The 25713-nt window shown below is 64.8% G+C and carries 21 protein-coding genes and 3 pseudogenes; 16 read left to right on the forward strand and 8 right to left on the reverse strand.

Going from position 1 to position 25713, the window contains the following annotated elements; genetic code table 11:
• Window positions 1–51 precede the first annotated feature (51 nt).
• On the forward strand, window positions 52–801 hold the full coding sequence (locus P3R82_RS24175) for an SDR family oxidoreductase (protein WP_283195624.1): 750 nt from the start codon (window positions 52–54) through the stop codon (window positions 799–801).
• Between the two features lie 60 nt (window positions 802–861).
• Here the strand turns inward: P3R82_RS24175 and P3R82_RS24180 are convergent, their stop codons facing one another.
• Window positions 862–2232 carry a PepSY domain-containing protein gene (locus tag P3R82_RS24180; protein WP_283195625.1) on the reverse strand — a complete coding sequence of 457 codons (1371 nt, stop codon included), beginning with the start codon at window positions 2230–2232 and terminating at the stop codon, window positions 862–864.
• Window positions 2233–2292: 60 nt separating this feature from the next.
• Complete coding sequence (locus P3R82_RS24185) at window positions 2293–2718, reverse strand: DUF2946 family protein (RefSeq protein ID WP_283195626.1); 426 nt, start codon at window positions 2716–2718, stop codon at window positions 2293–2295.
• 300 nt (window positions 2719–3018) lie between these two features.
• On the opposite strand from P3R82_RS24185, the gene P3R82_RS24190 reads away from it, so the two are divergent.
• Both P3R82_RS24190 and coaBC read left to right on the forward strand, forming a co-directional pair.
• Window positions 3019–3942 carry a DMT family transporter gene (locus P3R82_RS24190; protein WP_283195627.1) on the forward strand — a complete coding sequence of 308 codons (924 nt, stop codon included), beginning with the start codon at window positions 3019–3021 and terminating at the stop codon, window positions 3940–3942.
• Between the two features lie 80 nt (window positions 3943–4022).
• Window positions 4023–5235, forward strand: a pseudogene (coaBC, locus tag P3R82_RS24195) (bifunctional phosphopantothenoylcysteine decarboxylase/phosphopantothenate--cysteine ligase CoaBC).
• Here coaBC and P3R82_RS24200 read toward each other — a convergent pair.
• Complete coding sequence (locus P3R82_RS24200; RefSeq protein ID WP_283195628.1) at window positions 5222–6031, reverse strand: class II glutamine amidotransferase; 810 nt, start codon at window positions 6029–6031, stop codon at window positions 5222–5224. The pseudogene coaBC and the gene P3R82_RS24200 sit on opposite strands and share 14 nt — an antisense overlap.
• Window positions 6032–6070: 39 nt before the next feature.
• Here P3R82_RS24200 and P3R82_RS24205 point away from each other — a divergent pair, with 39 nt between their 5' ends.
• The 6 genes and pseudogenes from P3R82_RS24205 to otsA all read left to right on the forward strand — a co-directional run bounded on the left by P3R82_RS24205 (window position 6071) and on the right by otsA (window position 12795).
• Window positions 6071–6364 (forward strand): hypothetical protein, encoded by a 294-nt coding sequence (locus P3R82_RS24205; RefSeq protein ID WP_283195629.1) that lies wholly within the window; start codon window positions 6071–6073, stop codon window positions 6362–6364.
• A gap of 527 nt (window positions 6365–6891) precedes the next feature.
• Window positions 6892–7569: a FadR/GntR family transcriptional regulator gene (locus P3R82_RS24210; protein WP_283195630.1), complete on the forward strand. Its 678-nt coding sequence runs from the start codon at window positions 6892–6894 to the stop codon at window positions 7567–7569.
• On the forward strand, window positions 7566–8861 hold the full coding sequence (locus P3R82_RS24215) for an MFS transporter (RefSeq protein ID WP_283195631.1): 1296 nt from the start codon (window positions 7566–7568) through the stop codon (window positions 8859–8861). Before P3R82_RS24210 ends, P3R82_RS24215 begins: the two co-directional genes overlap by 4 nt.
• Window positions 8862–8943: 82 nt before the next feature.
• Window positions 8944–10476 (forward strand): carboxypeptidase, encoded by a 1533-nt coding sequence (locus tag P3R82_RS24220; protein ID WP_283195632.1) that lies wholly within the window; start codon window positions 8944–8946, stop codon window positions 10474–10476.
• A gap of 88 nt (window positions 10477–10564) precedes the next feature.
• Window positions 10565–11360: pseudogene (gene otsB, locus P3R82_RS24225) on the forward strand (trehalose-phosphatase).
• A gap of 58 nt (window positions 11361–11418) precedes the next feature.
• Window positions 11419–12795: an alpha,alpha-trehalose-phosphate synthase (UDP-forming) gene (gene otsA, locus P3R82_RS24230; protein ID WP_283195633.1), complete on the forward strand. Its 1377-nt coding sequence runs from the start codon at window positions 11419–11421 to the stop codon at window positions 12793–12795.
• 11 nt (window positions 12796–12806) lie between these two features.
• On the opposite strand, the gene P3R82_RS24235 is transcribed toward otsA, so the two are convergent.
• Window positions 12807–13706 (reverse strand): LysR family transcriptional regulator, encoded by a 900-nt coding sequence (locus tag P3R82_RS24235; protein WP_283195634.1) that lies wholly within the window; start codon window positions 13704–13706, stop codon window positions 12807–12809.
• A 99-nt stretch (window positions 13707–13805) separates the two neighbouring features.
• Between P3R82_RS24235 and P3R82_RS24240 the strand changes: the two genes are divergently transcribed.
• Genes P3R82_RS24240 through P3R82_RS24250 form a run of 3 tightly spaced genes read left to right on the forward strand, consistent with a single transcriptional unit; the run spans window position 13806 to window position 16559 of the window.
• The gene (locus P3R82_RS24240; protein ID WP_283195635.1) at window positions 13806–14756 is read left to right on the forward strand and encodes a choline ABC transporter substrate-binding protein; all 951 of its coding nucleotides are present in this window, start codon (window positions 13806–13808) and stop codon (window positions 14754–14756) included.
• Between the two features lie 23 nt (window positions 14757–14779).
• Window positions 14780–16294, forward strand: coding sequence for a choline-sulfatase (gene betC, locus P3R82_RS24245; RefSeq protein WP_283195636.1), 1515 nt, complete (start codon window positions 14780–14782; stop codon window positions 16292–16294).
• Between the two features lie 55 nt (window positions 16295–16349).
• Window positions 16350–16559, forward strand: coding sequence for a molybdopterin-binding protein (locus P3R82_RS24250; protein WP_283195637.1), 210 nt, complete (start codon window positions 16350–16352; stop codon window positions 16557–16559).
• Window positions 16560–16826: 267 nt separating this feature from the next.
• Here the strand turns inward: P3R82_RS24250 and P3R82_RS24255 are convergent, their stop codons facing one another.
• Window positions 16827–18410: a peptide chain release factor 3 gene (locus P3R82_RS24255; protein ID WP_283195638.1), complete on the reverse strand. Its 1584-nt coding sequence runs from the start codon at window positions 18408–18410 to the stop codon at window positions 16827–16829.
• Between the two features lie 97 nt (window positions 18411–18507).
• Between P3R82_RS24255 and dut the strand changes: the two genes are divergently transcribed.
• Together dut and P3R82_RS24265 are read left to right on the forward strand one after the other, a co-directional pair.
• The gene (gene dut, locus P3R82_RS24260) at window positions 18508–18978 is read left to right on the forward strand and encodes a dUTP diphosphatase (RefSeq protein ID WP_283195639.1); all 471 of its coding nucleotides are present in this window, start codon (window positions 18508–18510) and stop codon (window positions 18976–18978) included.
• Window positions 18978–19877: a GNAT family N-acetyltransferase gene (locus P3R82_RS24265; RefSeq protein WP_283195640.1), complete on the forward strand. Its 900-nt coding sequence runs from the start codon at window positions 18978–18980 to the stop codon at window positions 19875–19877. Before dut ends, P3R82_RS24265 begins: the two co-directional genes overlap by 1 nt.
• Before the next feature lie 82 nt (window positions 19878–19959).
• Here the strand turns inward: P3R82_RS24265 and P3R82_RS24270 are convergent, their stop codons facing one another.
• Complete coding sequence (locus P3R82_RS24270; RefSeq protein WP_283195641.1) at window positions 19960–20475, reverse strand: DNA starvation/stationary phase protection protein; 516 nt, start codon at window positions 20473–20475, stop codon at window positions 19960–19962.
• A 247-nt stretch (window positions 20476–20722) separates the two neighbouring features.
• On the opposite strand from P3R82_RS24270, the gene P3R82_RS24275 reads away from it, so the two are divergent.
• Window positions 20723–21340, forward strand: a complete 618-nt coding sequence (locus P3R82_RS24275; protein ID WP_183902767.1) for a LysE family translocator — start codon at window positions 20723–20725, stop codon at window positions 21338–21340.
• Between the two features lie 133 nt (window positions 21341–21473).
• Window positions 21474–22437: pseudogene (gene cysK / locus P3R82_RS24280) on the forward strand (cysteine synthase A).
• Between the two features lie 318 nt (window positions 22438–22755).
• Here the strand turns inward: cysK and P3R82_RS24285 are convergent.
• The gene (locus tag P3R82_RS24285; RefSeq protein WP_283195642.1) at window positions 22756–24288 is read right to left on the reverse strand and encodes a YifB family Mg chelatase-like AAA ATPase; all 1533 of its coding nucleotides are present in this window, start codon (window positions 24286–24288) and stop codon (window positions 22756–22758) included.
• A 369-nt stretch (window positions 24289–24657) separates the two neighbouring features.
• Window positions 24658–25608, reverse strand: coding sequence for an aldo/keto reductase (locus tag P3R82_RS24290; RefSeq protein ID WP_283195643.1), 951 nt, complete (start codon window positions 25606–25608; stop codon window positions 24658–24660).
• Window positions 25609–25713 lie beyond the last annotated feature (105 nt).

Here is a 25713-nt window from a genome sequence, read left to right on the forward strand (position 1 = left end):
CCCCAACAACACATCATGGGCAAGCAGCCCACCCCACAAGGATCTCAATCCATGTCACGCCTTCAGAACAAGACTGCCCTCATCACCGGCGGCACCAGCGGCATCGGCCTGGAAACCGCCCGCCAGTTCATCGCCGAGGGCGCCCGCGTCGCCATCACTGGCAGCAGCGCCAACAGCGTCGCCGCCGCCCGCGCCGAACTCGGCGACAAGGCACTCGTCATCCAGGCCGATGCCGGCAATGTCGCCGGGCAGCAGGTCGTCGCCGAGGCCATCAAGAATGCCTTCGGCCATCTCGACATCCTGTTCGTCAATGCCGGCGTGGCGGAATTCGGCCCGCTCGAACAATGGAGCGAGGCCGCCTTCGACAAGTCGATCGCGATCAACGTCAAGGGTCCGTTCTTCCTGATCCAGGCTCTCCTGCCGATCTTCTCCAAGCAGGCCGCGATCGTGCTCAACACCTCGATCAACGCGCATATCGGCATGCCGAACTCCAGCGTCTATTCGCTGACCAAGGGCGCGCTCTTGACGCTCGCCAAGACGCTGTCGGGCGAACTGATCGGTCGCGGCATCCGCGTCAACGCCGTCAGCCCCGGCCCGATCGCCACGCCGCTCTACAGCAAGCTCGGCGCATCGGAGGCGGATTCGAAGGCGATGGCCGATCATATCCGGTCGCAAATCCCGGTCGGCCGCTTCGGCGACGCCGCCGAAGTCGCCAAGACCGTGATCTTCCTCGCCTCCGACGAGGCCGCCTACATCGTCGGCAGCGAACTCGTCATCGATGGCGGGATGAGCAATCTCTGAAAGAGCGCAACGAGTGTCGATCCGGGGAAGCGCCATGGGCGGTGCTTCCCCGGATCGCCGTCATGCAACGCGGCGCCGGCGACGGGTTCTCACGTAGATCCAGTCGAGCACCAGCATGACGACGAGCGACAGGCCGACCAGCGGGAAGATGATGCCGCCGATGACGAGGATGGCGATCAGCCCGCGAAACACCCGCTTGTCCGACGGCATCGGTGGGACGCCGAGCGAGCCTGACGGGCGGCGCTTCCACCACATGACGCCGGCCGATACCGCCAGCAGCACGATGGCGACGCAGGCGGCGAGCAGGACGAGCTGGTTGGCCAGTCCGTACTGCTGTCCCATATGGACGTTGACACTCCACTCCAGCGCCTTGCCGAGCGGTCCGTAATCGGCGTAGCTCATGTCGATCAGCGGCTTTCCGGTAAACTGATCGAGGTGCACGACGCGCTGCTTGGAGAGATCGTCTGGATAGACCGAACCGGTATAGACGCCCATCGCATCCGTCGGAATATTGACGGCATAGCCGCGCTGCAGGCCGAGGCGGTCGAAGGTGGCGACGGCCTCATCGAGACCGATCGGCGTCATACCCTGGCTATCGCCCGACGACTGCGGGACCTGCGCCTGCTCGAGCGACCAGGTGGTCTTCGCGACGTGTTCCATATGTTCGCCCGACATGGGCACGGCGATACGGACACCGGCCGGGTAGCCGAAGTTGCTGCCGTTCGCCCACTCGTTGACCTTGGCGCCCCACACGCCGGACCACGGCATGCCGGTGACCGCCAGGAAGACGATGAAGCCGCCGACGAAAAGGCCGAGAACCGCGTGGGTATCGCGCCAGAAGACGCGTTTGCGGGGCGTGCCGCGAACGCTGAGAACGCCGCCGGTCTGCTTGCGCGGCCACCAGAGATAGATGCCGGTGCCGACGAGCAGGATGGCCCAGCCGGCGGTGATCTCGATCATCGCCCGGGCGAAGGAACCGAAATATTTGAGGCTATGGAGATAGCGGATCGTCCACATGACCGTGCCGCGATCGGGAAGCGAGCCCAGAACCTTGCCGCCATAGGGATCGACATAGACGGCGATATTGCCCTTATCGGCAGTGTTGACGGTGATCTCCGCCGATGCCCCGGGATCGACGGGATCGGTGAACTTGATTGCCGTGCCGGGATAGGCGGCAAGTGCGGCCTCCACCATGGCGGATGGCGGCCGTGTTGCCTGCTCGCTGACCGCGACGCGCTTCAGATCGGCATGGAGGACGTTGTCGATCTCGTCCTTGAACAGATAGAGCGCGCCGGTGACGGCAAGCGAGAGCAGGAAGGGCAGGACGAGAAGCCCGGCGTAGAAATGCCAGCGCCAGACGGCGCGGTAGAGATCGGAAGGGGAATGCACGGCGGCGCTCGTGCTGTCCCGACCGATGGTGAAATCGGACATGATGTGTCTCCTAACGATGAACAATGAAGCCGGCATCGGTGACGCGCCGGCAATCGGACGTCAGGAGATCAGCGGTGGCGCCCGGGGCTCGCCGATCAGGCCACGCAGGGTGGGTGTTATGGCGTTGCCGGCGGAAAGGACGACGGGGGCGATGCCGATGGCATCGACGTGGAGGATCGCGCTGTCGGTGCCGAGGATGGCCGGCGCCGGGTGAGCCGCAAGCCGGCACAAGGTCGAGCACGGACAATCGGCGGCCTTGCCATGCGACTTTCCATGCGATGCGCCGTCGCTGTTTTCGAGACGATCCACGCCATCGATGGCGCTTTGACCCGTCATGGTGCAGATCGAGCCCAGGGGATCGACGGCGGATGCCGCCATGGCGCCCTGCGCCTGCCCGGAGATCAGGCCCTGGATCAGCAGAATGCAGGCGACGAGCAGCGCGATGGCGCTTGCCGATACCCTGTCCCGCAGAACTGTCCTGATCATCCCCATATCCGCTGCATGCCACAGCGCGTCGACAATGTCACGCTTGCGTCAGACGCCTCGACATGCTATTATATTCAATCTAATCATACAGTTAGATTTAATCCATCCGATGATGCGACCTTTGGCCACTTCGGTGCTCGACCGTTCTCGAACGACGTGCGTTCACCTGTCCCCTTCCGCCCGTCTCATGTCGTAGGTGGACGCTTGTCGCGGCGCGAGATCAGGCATGGTGGCATTCGTAGCTTCTCGACTATCCGCTTCCTTCCATTTCACGCGGCTCCATCCGTTCCGGAGACCTCCATGCTGTTCGGCATTCTCAGCGGCATCGCCACCTGCGCCTTGTGGGGGCTGACATTTGTCGTGCCGCGCGCCATCGCGCCGTTCACGACGCTCGACCTCACCGTGGCGCGATACGGCCTGTTCGCGCTCACCAGCGTGGCGCTGATGGTGCACCCGCGCTTCCGGCCACGCAGTATCAAGCCCCGGCCGATGATCACAGCGCTGCTGCTCGGCGGCATCGGCTATGTCGGCTACTTCGTCAGCGTCGCCTATGCGGTGCGGTTCGCGGGAGCGGCCATTCCGCCGTTGGTGATCGGAACCATGCCCGTGATCCTGGCGATGATCGCCAATTTCCGCGACCGTTCCGTTTCATGGCGGCTGCTTGCGCTGCCGCTGATGCTGATCGCGGCCGGGATCGCCTGGGTGAACGTCTCCGTTTTCGCATCGACCCCGACGGGCGACCGGGCGATGATCGTCTACGGCATCGCATCGGCGGCGATCGGCCTCGTCCTCTGGGTCGTCTACGGACTGGCCAGCACCGCCACGATGCAATCGCCCGATGCGCCCGACATCCTGCAATGGACGGGTCTGCAGGGCATCGGCGCCGGGCTCGGCAGCCTCGTGCTGATCCCGCTGACATCGCTGAACACGCCCATCGTCTATACCGACATCGACCTGATGCGTTTCGTGCTGTGGTCGCTGATCATGGGGCTTGCCGGCGCGTGGCTCGCCACGCTTTTATGGATGATCGCCTCGAAGCGGTTGCCGCTGGCGCTCGCCGCGCAGCTGATCGTCGCCGAAACCGTGTTCGGCCTGATCTTCGGCTTCGTCTTCGAACAGCGGCTTCCGACGCTTGCTGAAGCAGGCGGCTCCTTGCTGCAGCTCGCGGGTGTCGGCATGGCGATCGCGGTCTTCAGCCATGTCAGGCAACGGCAGCACGCGTAAGCGACGGAGCTCGCGCCGATTGCTTATTATCCGCCAAAGGCTTAGGGTTCTGCCAGTCAATTCCAGGTTGGACGGAAGACATGGTTCTCGGCGGCAAACGCATCCTCCTCATTATCTCCGGCGGCATCGCGGCCTATAAAAGCCTCGAGCTGATCCGACGCCTTCGCGAGCGCGGCGCCTCGGTCCGGCCGGTGATGACAGCGGGCGCGCAGCAGTTCGTGACACCGCTTGCCGTCGGGGCGCTCGCCGCTGACCACGTGTTCACCGACCTGTTTTCGCGAGAGGACGAGCAGGATGTCGGCCACATCCGGCTGGCGCGCGACTGCGACCTCGTGGTGGTGGCGCCGGCGACCGCCGATCTGATGGCGAAGATGGCGAACGGGCTGGCCGACGATCTCGCCTCGACGGTGCTGCTTGCCACCGACCGGCCAGTGCTCTTGGCGCCGGCGATGAACCCGCATATGTGGAGCAACGCCGCGACCAAGCGGAACGTCGCGACACTCAATAGTGACGGCATTCATTTCATCGGGCCGATGTCCGGCGAGATGGCGGAAAGCCGCGAAGCCGGCGTGGGCCGCATGGCCGAACCTCTCGATATCGTCGCCGCGGCGGAGCGATTGCTCGATACCAGCCCGAAGCCGCTTGCCGGCCGCAAGGCGATCGTCACATCGGGGCCGACACATGAGCCGATCGATCCGGTGCGCTATATCGCCAACCGCTCGTCCGGCCGCCAGGGCCACGCGATCGCGTCGGCGCTTGCAAGGCTTGGGGCGGAGGTGACGCTGGTTTCCGGGCCGGTGACGATCGCCGACCCCGCTGGTTTGAAGACCATTCACGTCGAGCGGGCCGAGGATATGCGCGACGCGGTGCTGACCGCGCTGCCCGCCGATATCGCGGTGATGGTCGCGGCGGTGGCGGACTGGCGGGTGGCATCCGCGTCCGACCAGAAGATCAAGAAAAATCCAGGCGAGATCCATTCCGACGCTGGCGCTCACCGAAAACCCCGACATCCTGAAGACGATCGGGCATCACACGCTGCGTCCGAAGCTGGTGATCGGCTTCGCCGCCGAGACGCAGGATGTCGACAGCAATGCGAAAGCCAAGCTCGAGCGCAAGGGCGCCGACATGATCGTCGCCAACGACGTGTCGCCCGCGACCGGCATCATGGGCGGCGTGCGCAACCGCGTCAGGATCGTCACCCGCGACGGCATCGATCAATGGCCAGACATGGCCAAGGAGGATGTCGCGACCAAGCTTGCGGAGCTGATCGCCGAACGGCTCAGGCGGGGATAGCGACGGGCGCTGATTTGGCCGGCGCCACGAGCGGCTGGAACGGCGTGACGTCGAGGCCGCCATCGGTCAGCGTAACCGCGCTACCGTCGGGAATTTCCGCCCAGGCATCGACATCGTCGTTGAGCGGCTCGGAGACGAGGCAATAGCCCTTGCCGACTGGAGACGCATAGAGTGTCGGCGCCTTGCGATCGGTCGCGTAGCGGATGGCATAGAGCGCATTGCCATCGGAAAAGGCGGCGGTGTAGCGCACCAGCGTGGAGCCGAGAATGTTCTCCGACAGACTTTCGACGAAGCGGATCATTTCCGACATCGCCGCGATCGGCGTCTGGCGCAGGCCGAACTGAAGCGCCAACAGGAACATCAGTTCGGAATCGGTGGTGCCGCCACGCGCGTTGAAGAGATCATCATCAAGCATCGCCTCCATCGACCGGCGAAGGCGCTCGAAGCCCGCTATCTGGCCGTTGTGCATGAAGGACCAGTTGGAAAAGACGAAGGGATGACAATTGTCCCGCCGCGTGCCGCCGCCGGTCGCGGCCCGGACATGGGCGAGAAACAACGGCGAGCGGATCTGCCGCGCCAGACTTTTCAGGTTGCAATCGGACCAGGCAGGAAGCGTGTCGCGATAGCGGCCGGGCTCGGGGTGATCGCCGTACCAGGCGATGCCGAAACCATCGCCGTTCGTCGCCGTTTTGGCGCGGGTGGCGCAGTGGGATTGCTCGATGAGGGAATGCGCGGGCGACGAGACAAGCTCCTCCAGATAGAGGGGTTCTCCGCGATAGGCTGCCCAGCGACACATGCTATTCACTCCGCAACCCGCCGGGATCGTGGCGGGACAATGCTGAAACGCATCGACGATTGTCGAATCCGATGGTTAATAAGAACTAAACAAGGATGTGGCTTGCAACCCGAACATGACGTTTTTCCGACATTGACGACGATCAACTTCCGCAATGCAGCATTTTGTTTTGTGAACGTGGTTGCGGACGGCCCGCGCGAACCGGTGCGTACTGCCAGCATTGCGCGCGGTGTCTTGATGAAAACGAGGGGATGGCTTATATTCAAGGAGTGGAAGGCAGGTTGGCGCCTGCCTTCCACTTGCTTAGGCTTTGAAGTTGACCCGGACCTCTAGCAGCCAGCTGGTCCGGGTTTTTCTTACCCTAAACGTGATGCTAAGTGGAGACCACATAGCTCACCTCCTTGTGAGAGGGCGAGGCCGATCGCCGCGGTCGAGGTTGCCCATCTTCCCCGATCCCGCCGGCTGGCGCGGCGGACGCTGCTTTGCCGCTCACGGCGCAAGCAATATCATCCCTTGGTTGCAATCTCCATTACCACCAAATTAGGCCTTGCATCCCGCTGAAATGCTCTTACCTTTCCTCTATCGGAAACAGAACGAAAGGAAGGTGATCCAATGTCTAATGAGATTTCGGACCTCGTAACGGGCTTGGAAGTGGTGACGAAGGCGAGGCAGCCCTCGCTCTGAAACCCGCCTTCCTTGGATCGCCATAACGGTCCGGCCGGTTTACAGGCCAAAACTCATGGAAAGGGTCGCTAGCGCGGCCCTTTTTCCATTTTGGAGTCTCGCATGCCAGCCCGAGATTGACGACGATGCTCGCAGAGCATATTCATAAAGTCATCAGATGACTTTATGAGGCGCTCGTGCAACCGCTTTCGAAAATCAATCTCGCTGAGACCGCCACGGAAGCGATTCGCACCGAGATTCTCGCCAAGCGCTGGGCTGTCGGCGACAAGCTGCCCAACGAAGCGGCTCTCTCCGCGATGCTCTCCGTCAGTCGCGGCACGGTCCGCGAAGCGGTGCGGGTGCTCGTCTCGCAAGGCTTGCTCGAGACACGGCAGGGGTCGGGAACCTATGTGCTGTCGACCACGGATACCGCATTGCCGCTGACCATGGCGCGGCGCGCCGGACTGCGCGATCTCTTCGAGGCACGATGCGCGCTCGACGTCGAGGCAGCCAGACTGGCGGCACTGCGCCACACGCCACGGACGATCGCCACGCTGCGCGCGCTGCTCGCCAGCCGCGGCAATTTCGAAGGCGGCGACAAGACAGCCTTCATCGAGCGCGATCTCGCCTTCCACAAGGCGGTGATCGCCGCGTCCGAAAATCGCGCCATGATCGAGATCTACGACTTCTTTTCCGCCTCGATCGCCGAGACCATCGAGGCGACGCTGGGCGCGGATATTCCCGAGCCCGACATGCAGGCTCACTCCGCCATCATCGACGCGATCGCCACCGGCGATGCCGAAAAGGCGGATGCGGCGGTGCGCGGCTTCATGGCTCCCGTAATCACAGCCCTCGACCGGATGATCCTTTCATGACCTCGCCTTCGCAAGACGCCGCCCATCTTTACGATCACGCCGATGAACAGCTGATCGATGCGGAAGCCGACAGCGTGCCGCAGCCGCAGCCGCCGATGGGAACGAGCGTGACGGGGCGGATCGTGCTCGGCGTCAGCCTCGTGCTGATCGCCTTCAACCTGCGTCCGCTGTTTTCAAGCGCCTCGGCGCTGCTGCCGGAAATCCGCAGCGAGCTCGGCCTGTCGGCACTGGGCACCAGCCTGCTGACGACACTGCCTGTCGTTTGCCTCGGCGCCTTTTCGCCGCTGGCGCCGAAGCTCGCGCAACGCTTCGGCGCCGAGCGGACGCTGCTCGGCGTGCTGTTGCTGCTGGCGCTCGGAACGGCGCTGCGCGGGTTCTCCTCCATACCGCTTCTGTTCATCGGTTCGGCGCTCGCCGGTGCCTGCATCGCCGTCGGCAATGTTCTGCTGCCCGGTCTGGTGAAGCGGGACTTCGCCGACCGCGCGGCGCTGATGACGGGTTTCTACACGATGGCGCTGTGCGCGGGTGCGGCCGGCGCGGCGGGCTTGACGCTACCGCTGGAGCGCGCCTTCGGCGGCTCGATGGCGGCAGCACTTGCGATCTGGGCCCTGCCCGCCCTCCTCGTCGGCCTGATCTGGCTGCCGCAGGTGCTGTCGACGAAAACACAGGTCAAGCGCAGCGGCTTTTCGGTCGAGGGGCTGTGGCGGGACAGGCTTGCATGGCAGGTGACACTGTTCATGGGGCTGCAGTCGGCGCTGGCCTACTGCGTCTTCGGCTGGCTGGTGCCGATCCTGCGCGAGCGCGGCATGGATGGCGTCACCGCCGGCGCGATCGTTTCCGTGTCGGTCATGGTGCAGGCGGCGTCCTGCCTTGTCGCGCCGCAGATCGCGGTGCGCGGCAAGGATCAGCGCGTGATCAACGCGACGCTCTGCGTCGTCGCCGTGGTGGCGCTGCTCGGGCTTCTCTTCGCGCCGCTTTCGACGGTCTGGTTCTGGGCCGTGCTTCAGGGGATCGGCCAGGGCGGGTTGATCGCGGCGGCGATGACCACGATCGTTCTGCGCTCGCGCGACCCGCACGTAGCGGCGCATCTTTCCGGCATGGCGCAATGCGTCGGCTATCTGCTTGCCGCCATCGGCCCGCTGATCGTTGGCCTCATTCGCGGCTGGACCGGGAGTTTCGCCTGGACCTCGGTGCTGTTCGTGGCGCTCGGCACGGGGGCCGCGATCAACGGCTGGAACGCCGGGCGCGCGCAGCATGTGAACGCGCGGACGGTCGAGAAGACCGCCGATTGAGGCCTTCACCATCTGTTGATGCCATCTCCGGTGCAGCCAATGCTAGGCTCCGCGCGAAAATGGCATCCGCGGAGGAATAGTCGTGCGCTTTCGATCCCTTGTCCTGGCCACCGTTCTAGCCTCCGGGCTCATCGCCGCAGTCACCCCATCCCTGACCTTTGCGCAAGGTGCAGCGCCGTCGTCCGGCGGATCGCGCGACGGGGTCCTGAAGCTGCTGCCGTCCGATTCGATCACCCAGCAGGAGATCACCATCGACGGCCGCAAGCTCGCCTATACCGCGACCGCCGGAACGCTCGACATGTTCGGGCAGGATGGCGCGCAGACGGCGGCGATCTTTTATACCGCTTACGTCAAGAAGGATGGCGAACCCAACCGGCCGCTGACCTTCGTCTTCAACGGTGGTCCGGGCGCAGCCTCCGCCTTCCTGCATCTCGGTCTCGTCGGACCACGGATCGTCGACTTCGGACCGAAGGGGGACGATGGCGCGAAAGCCCGGCTGGTCGACAACCCGAACAGCTGGCTCGACTTCACCGATCTCGTGCTGATCGACCCTGTTGGTACCGGCTGGAGCCGGACGGTGAAGCCCGATGACGCGGCCAAATACTACAATGTGAATGCCGACGCCGAGAGCGTGGCCAAGGCGATCGCACTCTACGTCACCCACAACAACCGGGCGGCCTCGCCGAAATATCTGCTGGGCGAGAGCTATGGCGGCTTCCGGGCGGCCAAGGTGGCTAGCGCGCTCAAGGACACGCAGGGCATCATCGTCTCGGGTGCGCTCATGCTGTCGCCGCTCATCGAGGGGCAGCTGATGTTCGGCGCGGACGAGTTCGCGCTTGGCGCGGCGCTGGAGCTGCCGTCGCTGGCGGCGGCCGAGATGGATCGGCAAAAGGCCTTCGACGAGACGAAACAGCGCGAGGCCGAACGGTTCGCGCTCGGCGAATATCTGACGACGCTGGCGGGGCCGGCGCCAACGGGTGACGCGGCAAAGGCGTTCTATTCCAAGCTTTCGGCGATGACCGGCATCCCCGAGGATGTCGTGGAAAAGAACCGCGGCTTTCTCGGCAATGCCTTCGCCAAGCAGGTCGGCAAGAGCGACGGGTTGGTCGCCAGCCCCTATGACGCGGCCTTCATGACGCCCGATGCGTTTCCGGAGACATCCGACGCGCGTGGCGACGACGCCATTCTCGACGGCTTCACCCGGGCCTATGGCGGCGCGTTTTCCGACTACGCCCGCAACGAACTCGGCTTCAAGACCGAGATGACCTACTCTTTGCTCGACAGCGACGTGAACCGCCAGTGGGAATGGGGCGGCCGTCGTGGCGGGGGCTCGCGCCTGCAGGCAAGCGTCACCGACGATATCAGGCAATTCCTGGCCGCCGTTCCGAGCTTCCGTCTGCTGATCGCGCACGGCTACAGCGATCTCGTCACGCCCTACGGCGTCAGCCGCTATGTCGTCGATCACCTGCCGGCATCGCTTGCCGAAAACAGGGTCGGCCTGAAGGTCTATAAAGGCGGGCACATGTTCTACACACGCAGTGATCAGGCCGCTTTGTTCACGCGCGACGCCAAGGCTTTCTATGCGGCCAATGCCGCTGTCACGCCGGGCGATTGAGCTTCGCGAACGCCCCGGCGAGCCCGTGCCAGGTGGGCTCGTGACTCTTTAGGGTTGTCATCGGGGTTTCCTGCCACATCTAGACCGCATGTCCTATCAAGCGCAGCCATCCAGAATCTTGAAGCCGCAGCAGGTTTCAGGGGCCTCGTTTCTGTTCAATCTGCTCCGGTCCTCGGCCGCCGACTGGGCGCTGTTTCTCGATATCGACGGCACCCTGCTCGATCTCGCCGATACGCCCGATGGCATTGTCGTGCCCCCCGCCCTGCCGCAGCAGCTCGACCAGCTGTCGCGCAAGCTCGACGGTGCCGTCGCGCTGGTGACCGGCCGGGCGCTGCCCTATGCCGACGCGCTGTTTGCCCCCTACAGCTTTCCGATCGCCGGCCTGCATGGGGCGGAACTGCGCCGCGCGGATGGCCGGATCGACCGGGCCGAGCCGACGGCGCAATTCGAGACGCTCAAGGCGGAGCTGCGAAAGGCGACGTCCAGCTTCGACGGCGTGCTGATCGAGGACAAGGGGCGCGGTCGCGGCCCACTACCGGCTGGCGCCGCAGCGGCAGGCCGAACTCGAGCCGTTGATGGAGACATTCCTCGCCAAGGCCGGCGAAAACTGGACGCTGCAGCGCGGCAAGATGGTGCTCGAAATTCGTCCCGCCAGCGCCGACAAGGGCCACGCCGTCGAGACCTTCCTCTCCGAAGCACCGTTTGCCGGTCGCCGTCCGATCGCCATCGGCGACGACATCACCGACGAGGCGATGTTCCACGTCGCCAACCGGCTGGGCGGCCATTCGATCCGCGTCGGCGCGCCGCTATCAGGCACGGCGGCGCAACTGACGTTGCCGACCGCGGTCGCCCTGCGGGAACTCATCGCGCATCTGGCCGTTTGACGATCGCGCCTTACCGATTGCCATTTTTGCGTACTGCCGTTTTTGAAAGGAATATTGCGTGAGCCGTCTTGTCATCGTTTCCAACCGTGTCCCCGTTCCCGAAAAGGGCGGCGCGGCAGCGGCGGCCGGCGGTCTTGCCGTGGCCCTGCAGGCCGCGCTGCAGGAGCGCGGCGGCATCTGGATGGGTTGGTCGGGCAAATCGAGCGGCGACACGGAACCGGGTCCGCTGCATATCAGCGAGGACGGCCGCATCACCTATGCGCTGACCGACCTCACCGAAAAGGACGTCGAGGAATATTACTTCGGCTTCGCCAACCGCGTGCTCTGGCCGATCTGCCACTACCGGCTGGATCTGGCGGAATACGGGCGCAAGGAGATGACGGGCTACTTCCGCGTCAACCGCTTCTTCGCGCACCGCCTGGCGCCGATGCTGGAACCCGACGACACGATCTGGATTCACGACTACCACCTGATCCCGCTTGCCGCCGAGCTGCGGCAGATGGGCGTGAAGAACCGGATCGGCTTCTTCCACCATATCCCCTGGCCGCCGGCGGACGTGCTCTTCACCATGCCTGTGCATGAGGAGATCATGCGCGGGCTTGCCGCCTACGATCTCGTCGGCTTCCAGACCGACCATGATCTCGAGAACTTCGCCGGCTGCCTGCGCCGCGAGGAGATGGGCGACGCGCTCGGCGATGGCCGCTTCAACTCCGGCGACAAGATCTTCAAGGGCGGCGCCTATGGCATCGGGATCGAGACCGAAGCCTTCGCCAACTTCGCCCGCAAGGCCGTCAGCCACGCCATGGTGCACAAGGCGCGCCAGAGCATCGAGGGCCGCGACCTGATCATCGGCGTCGACCGGCTCGATTACTCGAAGGGGCTGACGCAGCGCATCGACGCCTTCGAGCGCTTCGTCTTGAACAACCCCGCCCACCAGCGCAACGTGACCTATCTGCAGGTAACGCCGAAATCGCGCTCGGAGGTGCCGGAATACGAGCAGATGCAGCGCACGGTCGCCGAACAGGCAGGGCGCGTGAACGGCGCGCTCGGCACCGTGGACTGGGTGCCGATCCGCTACATCAACCGCTCGCTCAGCCGCCCGATCCTGGCCGGGCTGTACCGGCTCGCCAAGGTGGGCCTCGTCACGCCGCTTCGCGACGGGATGAACCTTGTGGCCAAGGAATATGTGGCGGCGCAGGACCCCGAAGATCCCGGTGTGCTGGTTCTATCGCGCTTCGCCGGCGCCGCGCGCGAGCTCAAAGGGGCGCTGCTGGTCAATCCCTACGACATCGAGGGAACCGCCAATACGCTGGCGCGGGCGCTCAACATGTCGCTCGAGGAGCGCAAGGAGCGGTGGCAGCGGATGATGGATTATCTCACCGTCCACGACGTGTCGCGCTGGTGTGACGATTTCCTGCAGGATCTGGCCGCCTGAAGACAGCGATGTCAGAGACCGGCTTCGGCCAGCATCCAGGCGCCGAGCTCGTCGCTCCCGGGCGAGCGGCTTTTCGGCCGCAGCAGGAAATAGCCGCGATCCGGCGCCTCCAGCGTTGGCCCGGCGAGCGCGAGAATGCCGGTCGACAGGAGCGTGTCGACCAGGCCCATCCAGCCGAGCGCCAAACCCTGTTCGCCAAGGGCTGCCTGCACCACCAGCGAATAGGTGTTGAAGCTGAGATCGCCCTGCCCGGCAAAGGCTTCGCGCCCGACACCGAGTTCAGCGAAATAGCTGCGCCAGTCGAACCAGGGCGATGGCGCCGCCGTGTCGAGGTGGATGAGGCGGTTGCGGGTGAGATCGGCGGGCGTCTCAAAGGGGCCGTTGCGCTCGATGAAGCCGGGGCTGCAGACGGGCGCCACTTTTTCCGGCAGCAGCAGTTTCGCATCGCGCCCGAATTCGGCGCGGGTGCCGAAGACGACGGAGACATCGCCCTCGCCAGAGCGATGCCGCTCCATGCGCTGCGTGGCGATGATCTGGATATCCGTATCCGGATGGACCAGACGGAAGGCGTGCATGCGCGGGATCAGCCAGAGCGCGGAAAAGGCGTAGTCCGTGTGCAGGCGGATCGAGGGGCGCTCCTTCTCGCTGCGCAGCCTGCGCGTCAGCTGGTCGATCTCATCGACGTTTCTGGCGACCAGATCGAAAAGCCGCTGCCCCTCGGGCGTGAGCTCGACACCGCGGTGCTGGCGCCTGAGCAGCGTGACGCCGATCTGCTCTTCCAGCCTGCGGATCTGGTAGCTGACGGCCGGCTGCGTGAGGCCGAGCGCGGCGGCTGCGGCCGACAGGCTGCCGGCACCGCCGATCTCCGCGAAAATGCGCATCCACCCCAGATCGATCGGCCGCTCTGCCATAAAAAATCCTGTTGGGAACCATTGAAAAAAGCTGCCTTCACAGGGACGATGCTAGTGTTGTTCAATAAAACTATCAAATGACAAAAAAGGGGAAATGAGATGACAGCAATATCCTTTATCCGCCGTCTTGCCGCCGGCGTCGTGCTTTCCGCTCTTGCCGTCGGCTCGGCCGCCGCCGCCGACGACGCATCGTGCAAGGTCATCCGCATGTCCGATCCGGGTTGGACCGACATCACCGCCACCAATGGCGTCACATCCGTCATCCTGACGGCGCTCGGCTACGAGCCCGACGTCAAGACGCTCTCGGTTCCGATCGGCTACCAGTCGATGAAAAACGGCGAGATCGACGTCTTCCTCGGCAACTGGATGCCGGCGCAGAAAGCCTTCATCGACGACCTCAACGCCGCCAAGGCGATCGAAGTGATGAACAAGAACCTCGAGGGCGCGAAGTTCACGCTCGCCGTGCCGCGCTACCTGGCCGACAAGGGCGTCAAGGATTTCGCCGACCTGCAGAAGTTCGGCGACGACTTCGGCAAGCAGATCTACGGCATCGAGCCGGGCGCGCCCGCCAACGGCAACATCCAGAAGATGATCGACGCCAACGATTTCGGCCTCAAGGACTGGAAGCTGGTGGAATCGGGCGAGCAGGCGATGCTGGCGCAGGTCGAGCGCGCCTCGAAGGACAAGTCCGCCGTGGTGTTCCTCGCCTGGGCGCCGCATCCGATGAACGAGAAGTTCCAGATCACCTATCTCTCCGGCGGTGACGCCTATTTCGGCCCGAATTTCGGCGGCGCCGAGGTCTATACGCTGGCGCGCACCGGCTGGTCGGCGAAATGCCCGAACGCGGCGACGCTGATGAAGAACCTGAAGTTCGACATCAGCATGGAAAACTCGCTGATGGGCTCGATCCTCGGCGGCGAGGACCCGAAGGCCGCGGCAAGCGCCTGGCTGAAGGCCAATCCGACGGCCGTCGATCCGTGGCTCTCCGGCGTCACAACGCTTGACGGCAAGCCGGCCGCGGACGCCGTCAAGACCTCCCTCGGCCTCTGATATTGTAAGGACATATAAGCAGCATGGCGCGCCCGAATTTTCTCATCCTGATGGTCGACCAGTATAACGGGACGCTGTTTCCCGACGGGCCGGCCGAGTTTCTTCACGCGCCGCATCTCAAAGCCATGGCGAAGCGCTCCGTGCGCTTCGCCAACACCTATACGGCAAGTCCGCTCTGCGCGCCGGCACGGGCCTCCTTCATGTCCGGCCAGCTGCCGAGCCGCACCCGCGTCTACGACAACGCCGCCGAATTCGCTTCCGATATCCCGACCTTCGCGCATCATCTGCGCGCGGCGGGATATCACACAGCACTTTCGGGCAAGATGCACTTCGTCGGACCCGACCAGCTGCACGGCTTCGAGGAGCGGCTGACGACCGATATCTATCCCGCCGATTTCGGCTGGACGCCCGATTATACCAAGCCCGGCGAGCGCATCGACTGGTGGTACCACAATCTCGGCTCGGTGACGGGCGCGGGCGTGGCCGAAATCACCAACCAGATGGAATATGACGACGAGGTCGCCTACAACGCGACCCGCAAACTCTACGATCTCTCGCGCCGGCAGGACGACCGTCCCTGGTGCCTGACGGTGAGCTTCACGCATCCGCACGACCCTTATGTGGCGCGGCGCAAATTCTGGGATCTCTACGAGGACTGCCCGCACCTCGACCCTGAAGTCGGCACGATCCCGTTCGAGGAGCAGGACCAGCATTCGCAGCGGCTGTTGAAGGCCTGCGACCATGACGCCTTCGAGATCACCCGCGAGCAGGTGCGCAACGCACGGCGCGGTTATTTCGCCAACATTTCCTATATCGACGAGAAGGTCGGCGAACTGCTCGACGTTCTCAAGCGCGGGCGCATGGCCGAGGATACCGTCATCCTCTTCGTCTCCGACCATGGCGACATGCTGGGCGAGCGCGGTCTCTGGTTCAAGATGTGCTTCTTCGACGGCTCGGCGCGGGTACCGCTGGCAATTGCCGCACCCGGCTGGGAGCCGAAGCTCATCAGCCAGCCGGTCTCGACGCTCGACGTGACGCCGACGCTGGCGGCGCTCGCCGGCATCGACATCACCAAGCTCAAGCCCTGGACCGACGGCGAGGATCTGACGCCGCTTGCCAAGGGAACGGGTACGCGCGGGCCGGTGCCGATGGAATATGCGGCCGAGGGCTCGATCGCGCCGCTGGTCGGCCTTCGCGACGGCAAGTTCAAGCTGACGCTCTGCGACGCGGACGCGCCGATGCTCTTCGACCTCGACGCCGACCCCAGGGAATTGAAGAACCTCGCAGCCGAGCCCGCCTATGCCGAGACGCTGGCGCATCTGACCGCGCAGGCGGAGAAGCGCTGGAACCTTGCAAGCTTCGACGCCGCCGTGCGCGAGAGCCAGGCGCGGCGCTGGGTGGTCTACGAGGCGCTGCGCAACGGCGCCTACTATCCGTGGGACTACCAGCCGCTGCAGCGCGCCTCGGAACGCTACATGCGCAACCATATGGATCTCAACGTGCTGGAAGAAAACCAGCGCTATCCGCGCGGCGAGTGAGATTGCCGTTTTGGTGGCGAATGGTTGGGCTCGCCATCGAACGGGTAGAATTCTCATGAAAATCAGCGCCCGCAACCGCCTCAAGGGCAAGGTCGTCGAGATCACGCTCGGCGCCACCACGGCGCATGTGCGCATCGATATCGGCGGCGGTTCGATCGTGACGTCGTCGATCACCAACGAGGCGGTGACGGAACTCGGGCTGACCGTCGGTTCCGACGCCTATGCGGTGGTCAAGGCGTCCGACGTGATGGTTGCGGTGGATTGATTGGGCGATTGGGTGAGGTTGTGCCGTGTGGCCCCCTCATCGCCTCGCTACGCTCCGGCACTTCTCCCCGCTGGGGAGAAGGGACAAGTGGCGGCGTTTTGCCCGAAATTCAGGCCTAAAACCTAAAGCGACGACGGCGATAGGGGCGAGTGGCCAGCAACGAGTCTCTTCCCCCCAGCGGGGGAAGGTGCCGGCAGGCGGATGAGGGGGCCGCGCGGCACACCGCCAGCGACCTACCGCATGGCCAACCCGCTTACGATCCAGCTATCACGCCGCCTTGGCGACGTGATATTCCTTGATCGCGACCATCTTGATCGCCGGGAAGCGTTCGGATTCGTAGCGCAGCGAGAAGCTGTCCTGCGCCAGGAAGACCGGGTCGCCGTCGAGGTCGCGGGCGATGTCGCCGCGCTTGACGTTCAGGAACTTGTCGAGCTCGGCCGGCTGGTCGGACGAGATCCAGCGGCAGACGGAGAAGCGCGACATTTCGAACGAGACCGGCAGCGTGTATTCGGCCGACAGGCGCTCCTTCAGAACGTCTAGCTGCAGCGCGCCGACGACGCCAACGATAGCCGGCGAACCATCTTCGGGCGAGAAGAGCTGCACGACACCCTCTTCGGCCATCTGCTGCAGGGCTTCCTTGAGCTTCTTTGCCTTCATCGCGTCTTCCAGGCGCACGCGGCGCAGGATTTCGGGCGAGAAGTTCGGCACGCCCTGGAACACCAGCGCCTCGCCTTCGGTCAGCGTGTCGCCGATACGAAGCGTCCCGTGGTTCGGGATGCCGACGACGTCGCCGGCGAAGGCGGTATCGGCCAGCTGGCGCTGCGAGGCGAAGAAGAACTGCGGCGCGGTCAGGCCGAGCTGCTTGCCGGTGCGGGCGAGACGTGCCTTCATGCCGCGCTCCAGCTTGCCGGAGCAGATGCGGGCAAAGGCGATGCGGTCGCGGTGGTTGGGGTCCATGTTGGCCTGGATCTTGAAGACGAAGGCCGTCATCTTGTCTTCGGCGGCGTGGACGGTTCTGACATCGGCGACCTGGTCGCGCGGCGGCGGCGCGAAGTCGCCGAGCGCGTTGATGAGATCGCGGACACCGAAATTGCGCAGCGCCGAGCCGAAGAAAACAGGCGTCAGGTGGCCTTCGAGGAAGGCCTTGCGGTCGAACGGGCGGCAGGCCTCGATCGCCAGTTCCGTCTCGTCGACGAAGGCCGAGCGCTCGTTTTCCGGCAGTCGGTCGGCGACGGCCTGCGGGCCGTTGACCTTGGTGGGGGTCACTTCGGTATCGGAGCCGCGCACCGTGTTGTCCGCCAGGTGATAGGAACCGCAGAAGGTCTTGGTGCGGCCGATCGGCCAGGTGACCGGAGCTGTATCGAGCGCCAGCTTCTCTTCGACCTCGTCCAGGATCTCGAAGGGATCACGGCTTTCGCGGTCCATCTTGTTGATGAAGGTGATGATCGGGATGTCGCGCATGCGGCAGACTTCGAAGAGCTTCAGCGTTCTCGGCTCGATACCCTTTGCGGCGTCGATGACCATGACGGCCGCGTCCACCGCCGTCAGCGTACGGTAGGTGTCGTCGGCGAAGTCTTCGTGGCCTGGTGTGTCGAGAATGTTGAAGACATTGCCTTCGTACTCGAAGGTCATCACCGAGGTGACGACCGAGATGCCGCGCTCGCGCTCGATCTTCATCCAGTCCGACCGGGTCTGGATGCGATCCTTCTTGGCCTTGACTTCGCCGGCGAGCTGAATGGCGCCGCCGAACAGCAGCAGCTTTTCGGTCAGCGTCGTCTTGCCCGCGTCCGGGTGGGCGATGATAGCGAATGTGCGGCGGCGGGAAACCGCCTCGGCGAGACTTTCGGCCATGATATTCAATCCTTCGAGTTGCCGCGTATCTAACGACTCCGTGGATAACTTTCAATTCGTGTTTGACCGCGGCGACACCGACTTGGCTAATGGAAGCATGAATATTCACGCCAATGCCCGACCGACCCTCAATCTCCTGCGCCTTCCCCATGGCCAGGACATCGAGCTGCCCGCCTATGAAACCAAGGGTGCCGCCGGCATGGACCTGCGCGCGGCCGTCGACGATGGCGCGCCGATGGTGCTTGCATCAGGCAAGCGCGCGCTGGTGCCGACGGGACTGATCTTCGAGATCCCCGAGGGCTTCGAGGGGCAGATCCGCCCGCGCTCCGGCCTCGCCTTCAAGAACGGCATCACCTGCCTGAACACACCAGGCACGATCGACAGCGATTATCGCGGCGAGGTGAAGGTGCTTCTGGTCAATCTCGGCGACGAGCCGTTCGAGATCACCCGCGGCATGCGCATCGCCCAGATGGTGATCGCGCCGGTGACGCAGGCGCGCGTCGCCGAGATTACCGAGGCGAGCACCACGGCGCGCGGCGCCGGCGGCTTCGGCTCCACCGGCGTGTGATGGAAAAGGCGACGGACAGCACGGGCCTCACCTTCCGCCAGGACTACTTCGCCGACGACAAGGCTTGGTCGGCGCTGGTCTCGCTGCTCTCCGACACGTTCGGCATCGATCTCGACCCGCTGAAGCGCCTGGGCGGCGCCGATCCCACCAGCATGCCCTTCGGCTGGTTCGACGAGAGCGGGCTTCTTGTCGCCAACATCTCCGCCTTCGCCATGCCTGTCGTGATCAACGGCCGCCGGATCAACGCCGCCGGCCTGCAATCGGGCGCCGTGCGGCCGCCATGGCGCGGGCGCGGGCTCTATCGCGACCTGACCCGCAAGGCGCTCGACTGGTGCGAGGCCGAGGGTTTCGAAGCGATCGTGCTCTATACAGACAAGCCCGCGCTCTACACGCCCTACGGTTTTCGCGGGCTGCCGATGCATCTTCACGCCGGCGCGGCACCGGGTCCGGCGATGGCGGCCATGCCGGCGCGGACGCTCGACCCGTGGAAGCCCGAGGATCTCGCGCTGCTCTTGCGGGCGCTGACGTCGCGCACGCCGGTGTCCGATGCGCTGGCGGTGTGCGGGAGTTCCGCGATGTTTCTCATCAACACCCAGTTCGATCCCGATGTGCGGCTGAGCTGGCTCGAGGACCGGCAGGCGGTGATCGCCTGGAAGGTGGGGGATAACAACACCTTCGTACTGTCGGATATCATCGCCGAGACCATCCCGCCGCTCGACGCCATTCTCGGCGGCCTCGGCATCGCGCCCCTGGCGATCGAGGTTCTGTTTTCGCCCGACAAACTCGGCTGGCAGGGCGAGGCGCGGCCGATCGACGGCGGCACGCGCTTCATGATCCGGGCCGGTGCCGACATCAGCCTTGACCGGCCGGCGACGCTCTCGCCGATGGCGGATTTCTAGCCGGACCGCGACACCGGCACGGCGATCGCGGTGGACGCCCCTACACCGGCGCGTCCAACCGCCGACCCGCGCGATGCGGCGATTACTTCGCGTTGCGGGTGATCTCGAAGAGAAACCAGTGACGGCGCTCGGCTTCGTCGATCCAGTTTTCGAGAAGGCTTGTCGTGGCGACGTCGTTGTGCTCGGAGCAGACGTCGTGGGTCTCGCGCATCAGCGAGATCAGCTGGCGGTTATCGTCGCGCAGTTCGGCCAGCATGTCCTCCGGCGTGACGTAATCGGCGTCGTTATCGGCCAGGCGCTGCAGGCGGCCGATGTGGCCGATCGAGCGCAGCGTCGTGCCGCCGATCTTGCGGGCGCGCTCGGCGATATCGTCGGTGATGGCGAAGATCTGTTCGGCATGCTCGTCGAGCAGCAGGTGATAATCGCGAAAATGCGGGCCGGACATGTGCCAGTGGAAATTCTTGGTCTTGAGATAGAGCGCGAAGGTATCGGCCAGAAGCGCCGCCAGCGCGCCGGAGATATCCTGGATTGCGTTGTTCTTCAGATCGGTCGGGGTTGCGAGTGCGGCGGTCTTGCGCTTCTCGACGGGTGTCGACATCAGGTATTCTCCTTCGCCAGATCGGCGTGATACGGGTGCCGGAACGGGTGTGCGTCCCCCGATGATGCCGGCTCCGGCTGCGGCCAGGCATCCGCCACCAACCGAGATCTAGAACCGCGACCCACGGCGTCAATAGCAGGCGGCGGTGACAGAATGTCCGCGCCGTTTATCCGCCCGAGGCGGCAACCGGCGCGCTGTTGAAACGGCCCGGCAAGAGGCGTAGAACACAGCCGATTGGGAGATCCACATGTCGTTCACCGCACTCTTCGCCTATGCTGCGGCACTGTTCATCGCCGCCGCCATTCCAGGCCCCGGCATTACCGCGATCGTGGCCCGCGCGCTGGGCTCGAACTTCCGCGAGACCTTCTTCATGGGGCTCGGGCTGGTGCTCGGCGACATGACCTATCTGACCGCCGTGATCCTCGGGCTTGCCTTCGTGGCGCAGACCTTCACCGAGGTGTTCATCGTCATCAAGATCCTGGGCGCGCTCTATCTCGGCTATATCGCCTACAAGCTGTGGACCGCCGGCCTGCTGCCGCAGGACATCGCCGCCAAGCGGTCGAGCAATATCGGCATGAGCTTTCTCTCCGGCCTGCTGGTGACGCTCGGCAACCCGAAGACGATGCTGTTCTACGTGGCGCTGGTGCCGACGCTGATCAGCATCGACAGCGTCGGGATGCGCGAATACGGCCTGCTGCTGCTCACCACCTTCGTCGTGCTGCTGGTGGTGCTGATCCCCTATATGCTGCTTGCGTCACGGGCGCGCACGCTTTTGAAACAGCCACGCGCGCTGCAGGCGTTGAACCGGGTGGCGGCCAGCATTCTGGCGGGCACCGCCGCCTTCATCGCCACCCGCGCGGCCTGAAAAAATCATTCGGCAAGACGTGGTTCACAAAGGGTTTTTTCTCTGAACCACCGACATGGCGGGTGAAGCTACTCTGGTCGAGCGGCGGCTTAGACCCTATTCTCAAAGGATATTTCATCAAGGGAGCCTTATCATGTCGAAGAAACCGGGCCGCGGCCGCATCTACTCCTCGATCACGGACACGATCGGCGACACCCCGATCGTTCGACTGGACAAGCTCGCCAAGGAAAAGGGCGTGAAGGCCAACCTTCTGGCCAAGCTGGAATTCTTCAACCCGATCGCCTCGGTCAAGGACCGCATCGGCGTGGCGATGATCGAGATCCTTGGAAGCGCAAGGCAAGATTTCGCCCGGCAAGACGACGCTGGTCGAGCCGACCTCCGGCAACACCGGCATCGCGCTGGCATTCGCCGCCGCCGCCAAGGGCTACAAGCTGATCCTCACCATGCCGGAGACGATGTCGGTCGAGCGCCGCAAGATGCTGGCGCTGCTCGGCGCCGAGCTGGTGCTGACCGAGGGCGCGAAGGGCATGAGGGGCGCGATCGCCAAGGCCGAGGAACTGGCCGCGACACTGCCGGACGCGATCATCCCGCAGCAGTTCGAAAACCCCGCCAACCCCGAGATCCATCGCAAGACGACGGCCGAGGAGATCTGGAACGACACCGATGGCACCGTCGATATCCTGGTATCGGGCATCGGCACCGGCGGCACGATCACCGGCGCCGGCCAGGTGCTGAAGTCGAAGAAGCCGGAGATCAAGGTGATCGCCGTCGAGCCGGAGGAATCGCCGGTTCTCTCAGGCGGCGTGCCGGGACCGCACAAGATCCAGGGCATCGGCGCCGGCTTCGCGCCCGCGATCCTCGACACCCACATCTATGACGAGGTCGTCACCATCAACAGCGCCACCGCGCTCGAAACCGCCCGCCACGTCGCCCGCCTCGAAGGCGTGCCGGTCGGGATCTCCTCGGGTGCTGCACTGGCAGCGGCGATCAAGATCGGCTCCCGCGAGGAAAACGCCGGCAAGACCATCGTGGTGATCATCCCGTCGTTTGCCGAACGCTACCTCTCGACGGCGCTGTTCGAGGGCCTCGGCGGCTGAGGATCAGCTTAGTTCGACATCAGGGAGGGCGCTTCGGCGCCCTTAGACTGCTTGGGATGCGCCGGGAAACCGGCCCGGGGCGCCCTTGCTTCAGAGGTGGTCAGCACGCGGGCCTACAAAGGCTCCCTCACCCCTGTGCCCGTCACAGGGGTCCAGCGCGATCAAGTCCTTGATCGCAAAAAGCCTCTCTTCGCCGCGCGGACGCGCGCCGGCTGGATTCCCGCCACAAGGGCGAGAATGAGGGCGGAGAATGGCGCGGCGCTCAAAGACCCGCAGATCAAACCTCTCTGTCTCCCCCCCAGCCTTACCCCTGCCCGTTCACGCCACCGCCGTCAGCCGCTCGCCCGCCATGCGGTAGGAGATCGCCTCGGCCAAGTGGATGCGGCCGACCATCTCCTCGCCGTCGAGATCGGCGAGCGTGCGCGCGACCTTGAGGACGCGGTGGTAGCCGCGGGCGGAGAATTTCATCTTTTCGGCGGCGTCGCGCAGCAATTGCAGGCCGGATGCATCGGGAGCGGCGTAGGTCTCGATCATCGCGGTGGAGCAGCGGGCGTTGGTGCCGGTCTCGCCGAGGCCGGCGATGCGGAAGCGGTCTCGCTGCAGGTCACGGGCGCGGGCGACGCGGCGGGCGACGTCGGCGCTCCTTTCGGCGGGCGCCGGACGGATCAGGTCGAAGGCGGAGACGGCGGGCACGTCGATCCTGATATCGATGCGGTCCATCAACGGGCCGGAGATGCGGGCCTGGTAGTCGGCCATGCAGCGCGGGCCGCGAGCGCAGCTATGACCGGGCTCACCCGCCATGCCGCAGCGGCAGGGGTTCATCGCCGCCACCAGCTGGATGGTGGCGGGATAGCTGACACGGTGATTGGCGCGGGCGATGATGCATTCGCCGGTTTCCAGCGGCTGGCGCAGCGCATCGAGCGCCTGCGGCGAGAATTCGGGAAACTCGTCGAGAAAGAGCACCCCGTGATGGGCGAGCGAGGCCTCGCCCGGGCGGGCACGAAAACCGCCGCCGACAAGGGCGGCCATGGTGGCGGAATGATGCGGCGTGCGAAACGGCCGGCGGTCGGAGAGCTTGCCGCCCGAGAGTTGGCCGGCGATCGAGTGGATCATCGACACCTCCAGCAATTCGGCGGCCGAAAGCGGCGGCAGGATCGACGGCAGGCGGGCGGCGAGCATCGACTTGCCGGAACCGGGCGGACCGACCATCAGGAGATTATGGCCGCCTGCGGCCGCCACCTCCAGCGCCCGCTTGGCGCTCTCCTGGCCCTTGATATCGGCGAGATCGGGAAGATTGGCGGCGGTGGCGCGGATCGACGGCTCGGGGCGCGAGAGCACCTGGGTGCCGCGAAAATGGTTGGCCAGCGCGATCAGGCTGCGCGGCGCCAGGATATCGAGCCCGGCACCGGCCCAGGCGGCCTCGGGGCCGCTCTCGGCCGGGCAGATCAGGCCCTTGCCCATGGCATTGGCGCCGATCGCGGCCGGCAGCGCGCCGGTGACGGCGGCGATCGTACCATCGAGATTGAGTTCGCCGATGACGACATAGCCCGAGAGCGCATCGGCCGGAATGGCACCGAGCGCCGCCATCAGTCCGAGCGCGATGGGCAAATCGAAGTGACTGCCCTCCTTCGGAAGATCGGCGGGCGCGAGATTGACGGTGACGCGTTTGGCGGGGAGCGCCAGACCGGAGGCATGCAGCGCCGCATGCACCCGCTCGCGGCTTTCGGCCACCGCCTTGTCGGGAAGGCCGACGATCTGGGTGATCAGCTTGCCGGGCGCGACCATGACCTGGACCTCGACCGGAACCCCTTCTATGCCCTGGAATGCAACCGTGCTGACGCGTGCCACCATGCCCAACCCCTCGGCCCAGATCCCCTGTGGCGCAACCCCTTGCACCTGAAATCGCGACCCATCATGGTCGCGGATTGCAATCTGGCATAGAAATCGGAATGAAACAAGAACAATAAATGAACAACTGCGCGCCAGCGCTGTGGCGCGGTTGCAGCGGGTTGCATCGGTGGAACAAAGGTGGGGAGAAGGAGGATCGCGGGGTGTTTTCGGCGGCCGGGCGATGTGGGGAGCCCGTGGTTGCGCGGGCCATCCATGCACGTCGAACTCGTTGCGGCGTGCATGGATGCTCGGGACGGGCCCACTGCTGTCCGGCTCAAGTCACTGGACAGGTTGCATGAGGCGGGCGTCTGACTGTCGCCTGCCTGCCTCTCAGCCGCCCGCCTTGTCCAGCAGCGCCATCGCCTCGTCGCTCAGCGAAAGCGTGGCCGATTTCATCAGGCTGTCGAGCTGCGACAGGCTGGTGGCGCTGGCGATCGGCGCGGTGACGCCCTTCTTGCGCAGGAGCCAGGCGAGCGCGATCTCGGCCGGCTTGGCGCCGGTCTCGGCGGCGACCGTGTCGAGGGCGGCGAGGATCTTCAGGCCCTTGTCGTCGAGATAGCCGGCCGCCTTGCCGCCGCGCGCCTTGCCTTCTGTGTCGGCCTTGCTGCGGTATTTGCCCGACAGGAAGCCGGCCGCCAGGCTGAAATAGGTGATGACGCCGATATCCTCTTTCACGCAGAGATCGGCGAGCGGTCCCTCGAAGGGGGCGCGGTCATAGAGGTTGTACTCAGGCTGGATCACGTCGTAGCGCGGCAGGCCGGCCTTCTCGGCGGCGTCGAAGGAGGATTGCAGCTGCGTGGCGTCGAGGTTGGAGCAGCCGATTGCGCGGATCTTACCCTGCTGCTTCAGCTTGGCGAAGGCGCCGAGCGTTTCCTCATAGGGCGTCTCGGCATCCGGCCAGTGCGAGAGGTAGAGGTCGATATAATCGGTCTGCAGCCGCTTTAGCGAGGCTTCGACTGCCTCAAGGATATACTGCTCCTTCAGCCCCTTCTTGCCCGGGCCCATCTCGGAGCCGACCTTGGTGATGATCACGGCCTTGTCGCGGGCGACCTTGTTCTGCTTCAGCCACTTGCCGATAATCTCCTCGCTATCGCCGCCCTTGTTGCCGGGCACCCAGGCCGAATAGACGTCGGCGGTATCGATGGTGTTGAAGCCGGCGTCGAAGAAGGCGTCGAGAATATCAAACGAGGTCTTCTCGTCAGCCGTCCAGCCGAACACATTGCCGCCGAACACGATCGGCGCGACCGAAAGGCCGGTTTTTCCAAGGCGACGCAATTCCATCAGATGCTCCTGAGATCTTCAATCCATTGAAATTCGGACCGCGGCAGGACGCCGCTGTGATCTAACCTAGTGCGCGATGGGACCGATGAAAACCAGCGCCGTGAC

The sequence above is a fragment of the Rhizobium sp. AN80A genome (assembly GCF_030053015.1).
GTDB classification, from domain to species: domain Bacteria; phylum Pseudomonadota; class Alphaproteobacteria; order Rhizobiales; family Rhizobiaceae; genus Rhizobium; species Rhizobium metallidurans.

Bases quoted from the DNA above. Each gene is read 5' to 3' on its own strand.
- P3R82_RS24250 (WP_283195637.1), top strand. From the start codon at position 16,350: ATGAAAATCAGCGCCCGCAACCGCCTCAAGGGCAAGGTCGTCGAGATC.
- P3R82_RS24185 (WP_283195626.1), bottom strand. From the start codon at position 2,718: ATGATCAGGACAGTTCTGCGGGACAGGGTATCGGCAAGCGCCATCGCG.
- P3R82_RS24275 (WP_183902767.1), top strand. From the start codon at position 20,723: ATGTCGTTCACCGCACTCTTCGCCTATGCTGCGGCACTGTTCATCGCC.
- P3R82_RS24255 (WP_283195638.1), bottom strand. From the start codon at position 18,410: ATGGCCGAAAGTCTCGCCGAGGCGGTTTCCCGCCGCCGCACATTCGCT.
- P3R82_RS24265 (WP_283195640.1), top strand. From the start codon at position 18,978: ATGGAAAAGGCGACGGACAGCACGGGCCTCACCTTCCGCCAGGACTAC.
- P3R82_RS24205 (WP_283195629.1), top strand. From the start codon at position 6,071: ATGCTGAAACGCATCGACGATTGTCGAATCCGATGGTTAATAAGAACT.
- P3R82_RS24175 (WP_283195624.1), top strand. From the start codon at position 52: ATGTCACGCCTTCAGAACAAGACTGCCCTCATCACCGGCGGCACCAGC.
- P3R82_RS24290 (WP_283195643.1), bottom strand. From the start codon at position 25,608: ATGGAATTGCGTCGCCTTGGAAAAACCGGCCTTTCGGTCGCGCCGATC.
- betC (WP_283195636.1), top strand. From the start codon at position 14,780: ATGGCGCGCCCGAATTTTCTCATCCTGATGGTCGACCAGTATAACGGG.
- P3R82_RS24190 (WP_283195627.1), top strand. From the start codon at position 3,019: ATGCTGTTCGGCATTCTCAGCGGCATCGCCACCTGCGCCTTGTGGGGG.
- P3R82_RS24180 (WP_283195625.1), bottom strand. From the start codon at position 2,232: ATGTCCGATTTCACCATCGGTCGGGACAGCACGAGCGCCGCCGTGCAT.
- dut (WP_283195639.1), top strand. From the start codon at position 18,508: ATGAATATTCACGCCAATGCCCGACCGACCCTCAATCTCCTGCGCCTT.
- P3R82_RS24215 (WP_283195631.1), top strand. From the start codon at position 7,566: ATGACCTCGCCTTCGCAAGACGCCGCCCATCTTTACGATCACGCCGAT.
- P3R82_RS24200 (WP_283195628.1), bottom strand. From the start codon at position 6,031: ATGTGTCGCTGGGCAGCCTATCGCGGAGAACCCCTCTATCTGGAGGAG.
- P3R82_RS24270 (WP_283195641.1), bottom strand. From the start codon at position 20,475: ATGTCGACACCCGTCGAGAAGCGCAAGACCGCCGCACTCGCAACCCCG.
- P3R82_RS24235 (WP_283195634.1), bottom strand. From the start codon at position 13,706: ATGGCAGAGCGGCCGATCGATCTGGGGTGGATGCGCATTTTCGCGGAG.
- P3R82_RS24240 (WP_283195635.1), top strand. From the start codon at position 13,806: ATGACAGCAATATCCTTTATCCGCCGTCTTGCCGCCGGCGTCGTGCTT.
- P3R82_RS24285 (WP_283195642.1), bottom strand. From the start codon at position 24,288: ATGGTGGCACGCGTCAGCACGGTTGCATTCCAGGGCATAGAAGGGGTT.